Genomic DNA, 13,275 nt, shown 5'->3' on the forward strand with positions numbered 1-13,275 from the left:
TGAAGGAGCCGGACTGTGGCAAATTCCGCAGGATCTCGTAAACGCGCTCGCCAGTCGGAGAAGCGTCGCCAGCATAACGCTAGCCTGCGCTCCATGGTGCGTACTTACATCAAGAAAGTCGTTAAAGCGATCGATAGTGGCGACAAGGCCACAGCTGAAGGCGCGTTCAAAACCGCCCAGCCGATCATGGACGGCTCTGTAAACAAGGGTCTGTTCAACAAGAACCAGATCGCTCGCACCAAGAGCCGCCTGAACGCACGCATCAAGGCACTGGGCGAAACACCAGCCGCCTGATGTAGCGCAGGGCCCACAAAGCCCTGCCAATAAAAAAACCGGCCTCGGCCGGTTTTTTTATGTCTGCACTACAGTGATCGCAATATTACAATAACAATACATGAAGCATGGATACTTCATCATTGGCCTTCCGTTAAAACGAAAAACCAATGCGAACACCACCCTTTAAGGCCAGCACGCCCACGAACCTGCCCGATCAGATCAGGCCAGCGCCAGGTTGTCCCGATGCACCAGCTCCACCTCACCCATGTAACCGAGCAACGACTCGATCATTGAGCTTGGCTTGCCGATCAACTTGCGCGTATCCTCAGCGCCGTAATTCGCCAGTCCGCGCGCGATGATCCGCCCCTGCTCATCCTGCAGCACGACCATCTCGCCGCGCGAGAAATTCCCGGAAAGATCGCGCACACCGGCCGGCAACAGGCTTTTGCCACGCTCGCGCAACGCCGCCACAGCACCCGCATCCAGCACCAGAGTGCCACGCGCCTGCAGGTGCCCTGCAATCCACTGCTTGCGGGCAGCTTCAGGGCTGCGCTCAGGCACCAGCAAGGTACCCACCGCATCACCCGCCTTGAGTCTTAGCAGCACATCCGGCTCACGACCACTGGCGATGACTGTCACGGCACCACTGCGTGCCGCCAGACGCGCAGCGCGCACCTTGGTCGCCATACCACCGCGCCCCAGCTTGCCACCACCACCGGCCATGGCGATCAGCGCATCATCTTCTGCCCGCGCCTCGGAGACAAAGGCCGCATCGGGATTGGAGCGCGGATCAGCCTCGAACAACCCCAACTGATCAGTCAGCAAAATCAACCCATCCGCCTCGATCAGATTGGCCACCAGAGCACCCAGAGTATCGTTGTCACCAAAGCGAATCTCATCGGTGACGACGGTATCATTCTCATTCACTACCGGCACCACCCCCAGACGAATCAGCTCGCCCAGGGCCGCGCGGGCATTGAGATAACGCCGCCGGTTGGACAGATCTTCATGCGTCAGCAGAATCTGCGCCGTATGAGTGCCGTGGCGCTGAAAATTGGCCTCATAGGCCTGCACCAGCCCCATCTGGCCAATGGCCGCCGCCGCCTGCAAACGGTACATCTCGTGCGGGCGACTCGACCAGCCCAGGCGCGACATACCCTCAGCAACCGCACCCGAGGACACCAGCAATATTTCCATGCCTGCAGTACGCAGAGCGGCCAACTGATCAACCCAGCGAGAAATCGCCTCCTGATCAAGCCCGCGACCATCATTGGTCAGCAGCGCGCTACCGATCTTTACGACCCAGCGCCCGCCCGTTTTCAGCCTGTTCCTACCCGTGGACACCCGTGAATCCTCTAACTAATTACTAGCGAGCCCATTCGACATCAACGTCGAACTCGTCATCGTCGAAATCATCCCAGTCATCATCCTCGCCCGTGCGCCGCGCCCGGATAGCCATACGCATAGCCTCGACACACTCGCGCGCCTCGGCATCAATCTGCAGACGGGTATCACGCTCAACATCGAGCAAGTCCGGATCCTGCTGGATTTCCAGCGCACGCTGATCAAGAAAGCCCTGAATATCCTTGACCAGAACCTGCACGCCTTCCTTGTTCAGCGCCGAGATACGATACACAGGACCTTCCCAGCCCAGCGCATCAACCACCGCCTGACAGCGCTCTTCCTGCTCTTCCTCAGGCACCAGATCCAGCTTGTTCAGCACCAGCCAGCGCGGCTGAGCTTCCAGCGTCTCGCTGAATTTTTTCAGCTCGGCAACCGCCACACAGGCCGACTGCGCAGCACTCTGCTCATCCCAGGGCGCCATATCCACCAGATGCAGCAACAGGCGGTTACGCGCCAGATGGCGCAGGAAGCGGATACCCAGACCCGTGCCTTCCGCCGCACCTTCGATAATGCCAGGAATATCGGCAATCACGAAGCTACGATGACTCTCGGTACGCACCACACCCAGATTCGGCACCAGGGTCGTGAAGGGATAGTTGGCCACTTTCGGCTTGGCGGCAGACACAGAACGAATAAAGGTCGACTTGCCCGCATTTGGCAAGCCCAGCAGACCCACATCCGCCAGCACCTTGAGCTCCAGCTTCAGGTTACGCGCTTCGCCGGGGGAACCATTACTGGTCTGACGCGGCGCCCGGTTGATTGAACTCTTGTAGCGAATATTACCCAGACCATGAAAGCCCGCCTGCGCCACCTTCTCAACCTGCCCCTCAACCGTCAGATCCGCCAGCACTTCGCCGGTATCCTGATCGACCACGGTGGTTCCCACCGGCAGCTTCAGCACCAGATCCTCGCCCTTGGCCCCGGTGCACTGGCGAGTCATGCCATTCTGACCGTTCTGCGCCTTGTAGTGGCGCGTAAAACGAAAATCGATCAGTGTATTCAGGCCGCTATCCGCCTCGACAAATACCGAGCCACCGTCACCACCGTCACCACCGTCGGGTCCGCCTTTGGCAACGTATTTCTCGCGCCGGAAACTCATGCAGCCGTTACCACCTTTTCCGGCTTCCACCGAGATCAACGCTTCATCGACAAACTTCATTACAACCTCCCCGACGGGTCAGGATCCTGCACTGAATATAGCGCGAACACTGCCCGAATAGCCTCACCCACAGAACACCGCACACAACCGCGAGCCATAACTGACCCGACACTTCGGCGCCACCATGAATGATGCAACCGCCGCTTTGCACATGCAAAAACAGTAAATCACAGCCCTATACGAAAAAAGCCCCGCACAGGCGGAGCTTTTTCGAACATCAAAATGCGCTTCAGGCAGGTACGATACTGATGTACTTACGCTTCTTTTCGCCTTTGATTTCAAATTTAACTACGCCATCCGCTTTCGCGAACAGAGTGTGATCCTTGCCCAGACCAACATTGGTGCCGGCGTGGAACTTGGTGCCACGCTGACGAACCAGGATGTTGCCTGCAGCAACAACCTGACCACCGTAGCGCTTCACACCAAGGCGTTTCGATTCTGAGTCGCGACCGTTACGAGTCGAGCCACCAGCTTTCTTATGAGCCATTTTCTATCTCCTGATCTGGATTGCGTTAAGCACTGATGCCAGTGATCTTCACTTCAGTGAACGACTGACGATGACCCTGACGCTTCATGTGGTGCTTACGACGCTTGAACTTCAGGATGGTCACTTTCTTGCCACGGCCGTGCTCAACAACTTCAGCAGTTACCTTGGCACCATCAACAACCGGCGCACCGATCTTGATGTCATCACCGGCGCCAACGAGCAGCACACGGTCAAATTCTACGCTGGAACCCAGCTCTGCCGGCAGCTTTTCGAGCCGTACAGTCTGTCCTTCCTGAACGCGGTACTGCTTACCACCGCTAACGATTACTGCGTACATTTCTCTCTCCAGGTCATGCCCATCCGGCTACTGTTGAATAACAACCTACTTCTAAGGGTGGAACCCTATGATAGGGAGCAAATTTGGATGAGCTCAGGGCGGGGGATTCTATAGTAAAGACGCCCCCAACTCAAGCCAGACGACAGCGAATTACAAACCCCGCCAGCAAAGGGTTACCTGGGCCGACCAAGGAGGCTGTCCGAGGCCATTCGACTGGCACTTTCTTGACACCCTTGCAGGCACCCCCTAGCATGCGCGCTTACCATTCGTACAGCCGACGACCCTCCCCACATGCAGCCACATCAGCTAAATCCGGCGATCGAGCCGCAGTTCGAAGCCGTTAATGACTACATTCTCAACCACCTGGGCTCCACGGTGCCGCTGGTTGAGAAGATTGGCCACTATATAGTTGAGAGTGGTGGCAAGCGCCTGCGTCCGCTGCTCGTATTGCTGAGCGCCAACGCCTGTGGTTACCAGGGTCAGCAGCATATTCCGCTGGCGGCCATTGTCGAATTCATCCATACCGCTACCCTGCTGCACGATGATGTGGTCGACAACTCGGATCTGCGCCGCGGCAAGGATACCGCCAACGCCCGCTGGGGCAATGCACCCAGCGTACTGGTCGGCGACTTTCTTTACAGCCGCGCATTTCAGGTGATGGTCGAAATCGGCAACATGGACATCATGCATGTCATTTCCAATGCCACCAACGTCATTGCCGAAGGTGAAGTACTGCAGTTGTTGAACTGCAAGAATCCGGATACCACCGAAGACGCCTACATGCAGGTCATTATCGGCAAAACGGCCACCCTGTTCGAGGCCGCGACCGAAACCGGCGCCATCCTCGCCGCGGCATCGACCGCCGAGCGCGATGCGCTGAGGCTTTACGGCCGCCACCTGGGGATCGCCTTTCAGCTGGTCGATGACCTGATGGACTACCTCTCCAGCGCCGAGGAAATGGGCAAGAATGTCGGCGACGATCTGGCCGAAGGCAAACCCACCCTGCCTCTGATACAGGCCATGAAAGCCGGCACCGCTGAAGAGCGCCAGCTGATTCGCCAGTGCATTCGCAAGGGCGGCCTGGACGACCTGCAGCCGATTCTGGATATAGTGCAGCGCACTGGCGCCATCGACTACACCCGCGCCGCAGCACAGCGCGCCGCCGCAAGCGCCTGCGAAGCGCTCGCAGCACTGCCCGCCAGCTCTTTCAAGGATACCTTGGCGCAGCTGGCCGAGATCGCGGTCGACCGCACTCACTGACACCCGCAAGGCAGGATCCGAGCGCCTGAAACACAGGAGTATCGGGCATCCTGACAGCGCCACTGCCGGGTCTGATCGCGCCCACCACGGCGCCATCCCGGCAGAAACAAGCCCAAACAGTGCTTCAGGGCGTCCGACCCGCTATAATCGGCGGATATTTTTAGCTGAAACCTATAAGACTTTCCCATATGACAAAAGCTTCTTCTTTCGATCGTAAAGACCTGCTGAGCTGCGGCCACGGCGAAATGTTCGGCCCGGGCAATGCCCAGCTGCCGGTCGACAACATGCTGATGATGGACCGAGTCGTTAATATCTCATCGGAAGGCGGCCTCTTTGGCAAAGGCGAAATCATTGCCGAGCTCGACATCAATCCGGACCTCTGGTTCTTCCAGTGCCACTTCCCTGGCGACCCTGTCATGCCGGGCTGCCTGGGCCTGGATGCCATGTGGCAGCTGGTTGGATTCTTCCTCGGCTGGCGTGGCAACCAGGGCCGCGGCCGCGCGCTGGGCTCAGGTGAAGTGAAATTCACCGGCCAGGTTCTGCCGACCGCCAAAAAGGTGACCTACCACATTCACCTCAAGCGTGTAATCGAGCGCAAACTGGTCATGGGTATCGCCGACGGATCCGTGTTTGTTGACGGTCGCGAAATCTATACCGCCAAGGATCTGCGCGTCGGCCTGTTCACCACCACCGACAACTTTTAGAAGGCTGTACGATAATGCTGGCCGTAGCGAGAGCCATCTGATTTGAGTTGTTTTTTTAGATGTTTTAAGACGAATAGTGGTTCTATTTAACGAAAAACAGCACAAAAAACAGCCAAACTCAGGTGGTTCGCAGTAGGTTGAGTATTGTCAAACAGCCTCCCAAGCAGGCGCCCGGGGCTGCCGGCCACAGGCCTGCGCCCCGCCCATTCCCGATAAAACCTAATTCAGGTAGCCTTCAGGGGCGCTTTATCGGAGAATAGGCGGTCTGTATATCCGCAAAGAACATTACCTTAGTGAAACACAAGAGGCCTCACATGCGTCGTGTCGTTGTTACAGGTATGGGGATTGTGTCCTGTCTGGGCACCGACAAAGATTCCGTCCTCAGCGCCCTTCAAGAAGGACGTTCCGGTATCAAATTCCAGGAAGAATACAAGGAGCTCGGCTTTCGCAGCCAGGTTGCCGGCAGTATCGACCTTGACCTTGAATCCCTTATCGACCGCAAACTGCTCCGCTTCATGGGCAATGCGGCCGCCTACGCGTACCTGGCCATGGACCAGGCCGTGAAGGATTCAGGTCTGAGCGAAGATCAGGTTTCCAACGTACGTACCGGCCTTATCGCCGGCTCCGGTGGCGCTTCATCCGCCGATATCGTTGAAACCGCGGACATTCTTCGCACCAAGGGCGTCCGTCGCGTCGGTCCCTACCGTGTCACCCGCACTATGGGCAGCACCGTATCCGCCTGTCTGGCCACTCCCTTCAAGATCAAGGGCGTGAACTACTCCATTACCTCTGCCTGCGCCACCAGCGCGCACTGCATCGGTAACGCCATGGAGCAGATCCAGCTGGGCAAACAGGACGTGGTCTTTGCCGGTGGCGGTGAAGAACTGCACTGGTCCCTGAGTGTGATGTTTGATGCCATGGGCGCACTGTCCAGCAAATACAACGACACGCCGGAAAAAGCCTCCCGCGCCTACGACGCCAACCGTGACGGTTTCGTCATCTCTGGCGGCGCCGGCATGCTGGTACTCGAAGACCTCGAGCACGCCAAGGCTCGCGGCGCCAAGATCTACGCCGAACTGGTTGGCTACGGCGCAACCTCCGACGGCTACGACATGGTTGCACCGTCCGGCGAAGGCGCCCTGCGCTGCATGCAGCAGGCGATGGCTACGGTTGACGGCCCGATTGACTACATCAATTCCCACGGCACCTCCACACCGGCCGGTGATATCCAGGAATTGAAGGCAATGAAGATGGCGTTCGGCGACAAGATGCCGGCCGTCAGCTCCACCAAGTCGCTGACCGGCCACTCTCTCGGAGCCACCGGCGTACAGGAGGCGATTTACTGCCTGCTGATGCAGGAAAACAACTTCGTTTGCGCATCCGCCAACATCGAACAGCTCGACCCGGAAGCCGAAGGCCTGCCGATCGCCACCACGCGTATCGACAATGCCAATCTGGAACGCGTGATGTCCAACAGCTTCGGCTTTGGCGGCACCAACTCCACACTGGTCTTCCAGAAATACAAAGGCTGAGCCTCAATACTCAGCCACGAAAAAGCCGCTTTTTAGCGGCTTTTTTTGTGCTTTAACGGCACGGAAGTTATCCCTGCCGGCAAAAATATCAGGCACCGATTTCGCGCATTTCCTGCTCGATCCAGTCTACCGATTCGCGGTGCACGTCATCGACGGTACGCTCCACCGTTGTCAGGGGCGCACCTATACGTACCTGCACCGTACCCGGAAACTTCACGAAGCTCTTGCCCGGCCAATAAAGACCCGCATTGTGCACTATGGGCACCACCGGCACCTGACTGTCGACGGCAAGCATGGCACCGCCCTTGTTGAATCGCCCCATCTCACCCACCTTGACCCGGGTTCCCTGGGGAAATATCAGCACCGGAACCTGCTGCGACAGACGGTCACGCCCCTGCGTGAGCAGCTGTTTCAAGGCACCGCGGCGCTGACTGCGATCCAGCGCAATGGGTTGCAGCATGGCGAGCGCCCAGCCGAAAAAGGGCAGTTTGAGCAGCTCCTGCTTCAATACCACCGACTGGGGGCGTACCAGCGTCTGAAAGTACAGGGTTTCCCATTCACTCTGGTGATTGGCGACCACTACATAGGCGCCGCTGCGGGGCAGATTCTCCAGCCCCGACACCTCGAAGCGCACGCCACAGCAAATGCGCAGCCAGATCATGTAGAAGTAGTTCAGCACCGTAAACAGCTTGAAGCGGGGGCGAAAGGGCAGCGCCCAGCCCACCAGCAGGCAGAACGACGAGTACAAAATGGTGACCGGGTAAAAGCCGGCATAGAACAGGGTCGCCCGCAGATAATGCAGCGGTGTCGCTCTAGGCATCATCAGCCTCCTGTGACCGGCGGGAAAAAAGCGACTTCATCGCCATCCGCGAGAGAGGCCGATAGACTGACCATTTCCTGATTAACCGCCACCAGCAGATTTGGCGCCTTGAGCACCGCCTGCCAGCGCTCGCCACGCTCGGCCACCAGATAGTCGATCAGCTGATCGACGCGACAGAGCTCAGCAGGACACTGCAGCTCTTCGACATCCAGGCCAAGCTGCTCCCGCACGCGGGCAAAATAAACCAACTGCAATTTCATCTTATTCCTCTACCTTCCAGTGCCCGCTCTTGCCGCCCTTCTTTTCCATCACCCGCACACCCGAGATGATCATGCCGCGATCAACCGCCTTGCACATGTCATAGAGCGTAAGTGCGGCGACACTGGCGGCCGTGAGCGCTTCCATCTCCACTCCGGTCTGCCCGGAGAGCTTGCAGGTAGCGGTAATTTCGATACGGTTATGTTCCGGCACCGGTACCAGATCCACCGCCACCTTGCTCAGCATCAGCGGATGACACAGCGGAATCAGTTCCCAGGTTCGTTTGGCGGCCTGGATGCCGGCAATGCGAGCCACCGCCAGTACATCGCCCTTCTTGTGACCGCCGCCGATAATCAGCTGCAGCGTTTGCGGCAGCATTTCGATATAGGCCTTTGCCACAGCTTCACGGTAGGTTACATCCTTGGCAGATACATCCACCATATGGGCGTGGCCCTGGTCATCCAGGTGCGTAAGCTTGCTCATGACGCCTCCAGATTGCGCTTGTTGATCAGCGGGTTGGCATACATCTGGCGCATGATGTCCTGCGCACCTGGCTCAAGCTCATCGAGCCGCTGCTGGAAAGCCGAGCGCTGCTCGTCCGTGACCTCAGCCGTATCGCCCGCAGCGATCCGGTTGGACGAGTGCAGCTGATAATTCGCGATAATTTCCCGATCGATCACGGCGGCCAGCGCTTCAGGGGACTCAAAGTCACCCTGAACAGGCTCACCAAAGGCGACATGTACCTCGCCCTTGAGGCCCGTGATGCCCTTGACGATACTGTCCAGATCTTCGTACTGACCCTTGGCATAGCAGCCATCGCTGGCCCGCGCATGCAGCTCCCGCGCCTTGGCGCTATCGCAGGGATCGTATTCGTAGGAAATCGACACCGGCACCAGATTCAGCCGGGTAATCGCCTCACCAAAGGAGCGCTGCTTGCGCTGTGACATGTAGAACATCTTCAGAATGGCGGGGTCGGTGCGATCGTTACCGTCCTTGGCGCGCCCTTCCCGCTGCGCAATCCAGATGGAAGCGCCTTCATTAATACTGTGATCGATATAGCTCGACAACTGGTTCAGCGCCGTCATCATCTCCCGACCACGGGCCGAGCGATTGACGATAAAGCTCTTGTTGAGGCGCATCAGGTCCGACACGTACCCCTTGCGCAGCAGATTGTCACCAATGGCGATGCGCGCCGTGTTCATGCCGGCCTTGTACAGCACCCAGTTCACGAACGCGGGGTCCAGCGCTATATCGCGGTGATTGGAGATAAACAGGTAGGCCTCGTCGGGATCCAGCCGCTCAATACCCGAGCAGGTCAGGCGGGTTGTGCTGCGGGCAATCATTTTCTGCATGTACAGCGCCACCCGCTCCTGAAAGCCACGGATCGTTTCGATATCGCCAACTTCCCGCGCCAGCGCCATGCGCACCAGCGGGCGCAACAGCCAGCCAAAGGCTCCGGCCATGCGTGGAAACTGATAACGGGTCACAACCCGGATAAATTCTTCGTTATACAACAACCGGTTGAGCACCTCTGCCACTTCGGTGTCGCGGTACGGACGGATCTCTTTGAACGGATCCTGCAGCGCGGTAATGTCGTCGCTCATGGTGCTCTCTAATTATCGTGATTGGGTTCAGCTGGGCGCTATTTTACCCGCTGGAGGAGGCTTTTGCAGCGCCCTCAGCCCAGTAGCTCCGAGAACGGGATAAAGCCCACCAGATCACCCTCGGCAATCGGCGTCTCCGGCGGCACAACCACCAGCCCCTGTGCCCAGCTGGCAGACGACAGCACACCCGAGCTCTGATTCACAAAAGGACAGGCACGCCCGGCTTCAAGCCGCGAACGCAGATACTCCTGGCGCCCGCCGGGACGGGGGCGCGCAAAGCCCGCCGGCACCTGCAGCATCAACGGCGGCTCAACAAGAGCCCCCTGCAGGCGCAGCAGATAAGGCCTGGCCAGCAGGCAGAAAGTCACCAGCGCCGACGCAGGATTACCGGGCAAACCGAAAAAGGGCACCGCCCCCACCCGGCCATACGCCAGTGGCTTGCCAGGCTTGATACGCAGGCGCCACAAACGCAGCTCACCAAGGGATTCGACCGCCGCCTTGACGTGATCTTCATCACCGACTGAAACTCCGCCGGTGCTGATAATGCAATCCGCCTGACTTGCAGCCTTTGTCAGGGCCGCACGGGTCGCGTCGGCACTATCGGCCACGCGTCCCAGATCCAGCACCTGAATGCCAAGCTTGTGCAGCAGGCCGGCCAGCAGGTAGCGGTTGGAGTTGTAAATCTGCCCAGGCTTGAGTGCAGCACCGGGCTCCACCAGCTCGTCGCCGGTACACAGCAAAGCCACCCGCAAGGGACGCGTTACTGCCACCTGGGCAACGCCGGTAGACGCCAGAACACCCAGATCCGCCGGCTGCAGGCGCGTTCCCGCCGCGACCACCACAGCACCTGCGGCTATATCCTGGCCGCGCGGGCGCACATTGTCGCCCGCCTCCGGCTGCACGCTGAAACGCACCTGGCCATCCACAAGCTCGGCCTGCTCCTGCATCACCACAGTGTCTGCACCCTGCGGAATTTCGGCACCGGTGAAAATGCGCGCTACGGTGCCAGGCTCCAGCGGTGCAGGCGCGGAACCTGCCGGAATGCGCTGACTGATACGCAGCCCCGCCTTCGCGGCATCGCCATGAAAGCAGGCATAGCCATCCATGGCGCTGTTGGCCGCCGGCGGTACATCCACCGCCGCAAAAACGTCCTCTGCCAGCACCCGCCCCACGGCATCCATCAGTGGCAGCCGCTCTGCGTCTGTAATGGGCTGGACATCCGCCAGCAGCGCTTCAATGGCCTCTTCTACCGGCATCAGGCCCGGCTTTGCGTCAGGCGCAGTATCACAGCCCTGCATGCCCTATACCTGTTCCTGTGCGTGACGCATCAGCATATCGACGAAATTGCACGGCCGATGCCGCTTGTCGAGCTGCTCGGCAATAATGCGATCCCAGCCGGTACGACAGGCACCAGTAGACCCTGGCAGGCAAAAAATCACTGTGCCATTGGCCAGGCCTGCCACTGCGCGGGACTGGATGGTCGAGGTGCCGATTTCCTCAAATGACAGACTGCGAAACAGCTCGCCAAAGCCCTCGATCTGCTTGTCGAACAGCGGCTGCAGCGCCTCTGGCGTCGAGTCGCGATGTGAAAAACCGGTACCGCCGGTGCTCAGCACCACATGGATGCTGGGGTCGGCAATCCAGGCGGAGACCTGGGCCCGCAGCTGATAGACATCATCCTTGACGATGGTCCGCGCCTGCAGCTTATGCCCGACCGCCTCCAGCCGATCCACCAGCGTCTGTCCCGAGGTATCCGTCTCCAGCGTGCGGGTATCGGATACGGTCAGAACAGCAATGTTAAGTGCAACAAAATCTGCGTCGTCGCTGCAACGTCCCATAAAAGTCTCCTGAATATTGTTAAAACTGAATCTCTGTCAGCAGGCACCCGGGCTGGCCAGGCGCGCCCTTGTGCGCAACAATGGCGTCCGTGCCACAAAGAGCGCCGCTGCGCGCCCAACACTCTGATACACAAAGAAAACTATTCCCGTATCAACCCAGAGTCACCCACAAGGAAAGAGCCTCACTGCCATGTACATGATCCTGAAACACCTGCACCTGGCTGCAGTCACCCTGAGTATTTCGCTGTTCCTGCTACGCGGCTACTGGATGCTGATCGGCTCTGGCTGGCAGAACAGGCGACCGATGCGCGTCATACCCCATCTGGTGGATACCGTCCTGCTGCTCAGCGCCGCAGGCCTGGCCCTGACGTTGCAGCAATATCCGTTCGTGAATGACTGGCTCAGTGCCAAGCTGCTCGCCCTGGTGGCCTACATCGTGCTCGGCATCATCGCCCTTAAGCGCGGCCGGAGCAAGACCAGCCGCAGCCTGGCGTTTGCTGCCGCACTTGTCACCTTTGGCTATATCGCCTGGGTTGCAGTCACGCGGGATCCAACGCCCTGGCATTAACACCAAGGCAGGCAGGGTTGGGAAACAGGATCAGAAACGTTCGTACAGCTGGCGTACCAGGGAAACCAGTTCGCCACGCCAGGGACGCTGACGAATACCGAAAGTACTGAGAAGCTTGGTGCATTTGAGCACCGAGCTGGCGGGACGCTCAGCCTCAGTGGGGAAGTTTTTGCTGGCAACCGGCAGCAGCCGTTCCACCTTGAGCGCCTCGTACTGGCTCGCCGTGGCAATGATGGCTTCGCTGAAGGCATAGCGGGTGGTGATCTCGGCGCCGCAGTAATGGTAGGTGCCCCAGGCGTCGGCGCCGCACTTGAGCTGCTTGACGATCGCCAGCACCACGCGGGCGACATCGGCCGCCGCCGTCGGGCAGCCACGGCGATCATCCACCGAGACCAGTTCGGCCTCGGTGCGCGCCTGTTCCAGCGTACGAATCAGGAAGTTGTGCCCGCTGCCACTGAAGACCCAGCTCACGCGCAGAATGATATGCCGGGCATGGGCGCGGCGCAGCATTTCCTCACCCAGCCACTTGCTTTCGCCGTAGACGCCCAGCGGGCGCACGGCATCGTTTTCACGGTATCCGCTGGCGTAGTGACCATCGAAAACATAGTCCGTGGAAAGGTGGATGATGGGGATATTCAGCTCGGCGCAGGCGATGGCCAGCTGCTGCACCGCCTCGGCATTGAGACGCATGCAGTGCTCGCGCTGCTTTTGCGCAGCGTCGGCCCGGTTAAAGGCGGCACAATTGATAACATAGTCAGGCTGGTGCTGCTCGAGCTGCTGACGGACCTTCGCCGCATCAGTGATATCCAGCTGCCTGCGTGTCAGACCGATCACATCGAAAAAGACATCCGCGCCCGCCTGGCCAACCAGCTCACGCCCGACCTGACCATTAGCTCCCGTTATCAGAATACGTGCCGGCCGACTGAAGTAATCACTGGCCATAATGCGATGTACAAACCTCCACTGGGAGCAGGAAATTCAGAAATACGCGAATGCGATGAAAGAATTTCACCTTACCACAGAACCCT

16 protein-coding genes are annotated in these 13,275 nt (G+C 59.0%); 5 read left to right on the top strand and 11 right to left on the bottom strand.

Going from position 1 to position 13,275, the window contains the following annotated elements:
* The first annotated feature begins 15 nt into the window (after positions 1-15).
* The gene (gene rpsT, locus MRS74_RS13070; protein ID WP_067296758.1) at positions 16-294 is read left to right on the top strand and encodes a 30S ribosomal protein S20; all 279 of its coding nucleotides are present in this window, start codon (positions 16-18) and stop codon (positions 292-294) included.
* 201 nt (positions 295-495) lie between these two features.
* Here rpsT and proB read toward each other — a convergent pair whose 3' ends face one another.
* The 4 genes from proB to rplU all read right to left on the bottom strand — a co-directional run bounded on the left by proB (position 496) and on the right by rplU (position 3,663).
* On the bottom strand, positions 496-1,620 hold the full coding sequence (proB, locus tag MRS74_RS13075; protein ID WP_254580738.1) for a glutamate 5-kinase: 1,125 nt from the start codon (positions 1,618-1,620) through the stop codon (positions 496-498).
* A 22-nt stretch (positions 1,621-1,642) separates the two neighbouring features.
* Positions 1,643-2,839, bottom strand: coding sequence for an Obg family GTPase CgtA (gene cgtA / locus MRS74_RS13080; protein ID WP_254580739.1), 1,197 nt, complete (start codon positions 2,837-2,839; stop codon positions 1,643-1,645).
* A gap of 229 nt (positions 2,840-3,068) precedes the next feature.
* On the bottom strand, positions 3,069-3,326 hold the full coding sequence (gene rpmA / locus MRS74_RS13085; protein ID WP_067290518.1) for a 50S ribosomal protein L27: 258 nt from the start codon (positions 3,324-3,326) through the stop codon (positions 3,069-3,071).
* Positions 3,327-3,351: 25 nt separating this feature from the next.
* On the bottom strand, positions 3,352-3,663 hold the full coding sequence (gene rplU, locus MRS74_RS13090) for a 50S ribosomal protein L21 (protein ID WP_020682619.1): 312 nt from the start codon (positions 3,661-3,663) through the stop codon (positions 3,352-3,354).
* A 291-nt stretch (positions 3,664-3,954) separates the two neighbouring features.
* Here rplU and ispB point away from each other — a divergent pair, with 291 nt between their 5' ends.
* The 3 genes from ispB to fabB all read left to right on the top strand — a co-directional run bounded on the left by ispB (position 3,955) and on the right by fabB (position 7,159).
* The gene (gene ispB / locus MRS74_RS13095; RefSeq protein WP_254580740.1) at positions 3,955-4,923 is read left to right on the top strand and encodes an octaprenyl diphosphate synthase; all 969 of its coding nucleotides are present in this window, start codon (positions 3,955-3,957) and stop codon (positions 4,921-4,923) included.
* A gap of 188 nt (positions 4,924-5,111) precedes the next feature.
* A complete protein-coding gene (gene fabA / locus MRS74_RS13100) occupies positions 5,112-5,627 on the top strand; it encodes a 3-hydroxyacyl-[acyl-carrier-protein] dehydratase FabA (protein WP_254580741.1) in 516 nt (171 codons plus the stop codon).
* A gap of 314 nt (positions 5,628-5,941) precedes the next feature.
* On the top strand, positions 5,942-7,159 hold the full coding sequence (gene fabB / locus MRS74_RS13105) for a beta-ketoacyl-ACP synthase I (RefSeq protein WP_254580742.1): 1,218 nt from the start codon (positions 5,942-5,944) through the stop codon (positions 7,157-7,159).
* A gap of 88 nt (positions 7,160-7,247) precedes the next feature.
* Here fabB and MRS74_RS13110 read toward each other — a convergent pair whose 3' ends face one another.
* From MRS74_RS13110 to moaB, 6 genes are all read right to left on the bottom strand, one after another.
* Positions 7,248-7,979 (bottom strand): lysophospholipid acyltransferase family protein, encoded by a 732-nt coding sequence (locus MRS74_RS13110; RefSeq protein WP_254580743.1) that lies wholly within the window; start codon positions 7,977-7,979, stop codon positions 7,248-7,250.
* Between the two features lie 2 nt (positions 7,980-7,981).
* A complete protein-coding gene (gene moaD / locus MRS74_RS13115) occupies positions 7,982-8,239 on the bottom strand; it encodes a molybdopterin converting factor subunit 1 (protein ID WP_254580744.1) in 258 nt (85 codons plus the stop codon).
* 1 nt (position 8,240) lies between these two features.
* On the bottom strand, positions 8,241-8,720 hold the full coding sequence (moaC, locus tag MRS74_RS13120; RefSeq protein WP_254580745.1) for a cyclic pyranopterin monophosphate synthase MoaC: 480 nt from the start codon (positions 8,718-8,720) through the stop codon (positions 8,241-8,243).
* Positions 8,717-9,841, bottom strand: coding sequence for a 1-acyl-sn-glycerol-3-phosphate acyltransferase (locus tag MRS74_RS13125; RefSeq protein WP_254580746.1), 1,125 nt, complete (start codon positions 9,839-9,841; stop codon positions 8,717-8,719). The genes moaC and MRS74_RS13125 overlap by 4 nt, the downstream gene beginning before the upstream one ends.
* 74 nt (positions 9,842-9,915) lie before the next feature.
* Positions 9,916-11,139, bottom strand: a complete 1,224-nt coding sequence (locus tag MRS74_RS13130; protein WP_254580747.1) for a molybdopterin molybdotransferase MoeA — start codon at positions 11,137-11,139, stop codon at positions 9,916-9,918.
* Positions 11,140-11,142: 3 nt separating this feature from the next.
* Positions 11,143-11,679: a molybdenum cofactor biosynthesis protein B gene (gene moaB / locus MRS74_RS13135; protein WP_254580748.1), complete on the bottom strand. Its 537-nt coding sequence runs from the start codon at positions 11,677-11,679 to the stop codon at positions 11,143-11,145.
* A 190-nt stretch (positions 11,680-11,869) separates the two neighbouring features.
* Here moaB and MRS74_RS13140 point away from each other — a divergent pair, with 190 nt between their 5' ends.
* On the top strand, positions 11,870-12,247 hold the full coding sequence (locus MRS74_RS13140; RefSeq protein ID WP_254580749.1) for a SirB2 family protein: 378 nt from the start codon (positions 11,870-11,872) through the stop codon (positions 12,245-12,247).
* A gap of 30 nt (positions 12,248-12,277) precedes the next feature.
* Here the strand turns inward: MRS74_RS13140 and rfbD are convergent, their stop codons facing one another.
* The gene (gene rfbD, locus MRS74_RS13145) at positions 12,278-13,189 is read right to left on the bottom strand and encodes a dTDP-4-dehydrorhamnose reductase (protein WP_254580750.1); all 912 of its coding nucleotides are present in this window, start codon (positions 13,187-13,189) and stop codon (positions 12,278-12,280) included.
* Positions 13,190-13,275 lie beyond the last annotated feature (86 nt).

This window comes from Marinobacterium sedimentorum (assembly GCF_024267675.1).
Taxonomy (GTDB): Bacteria; Pseudomonadota; Gammaproteobacteria; order Pseudomonadales; family Balneatricaceae; genus Marinobacterium_A; species Marinobacterium_A sedimentorum.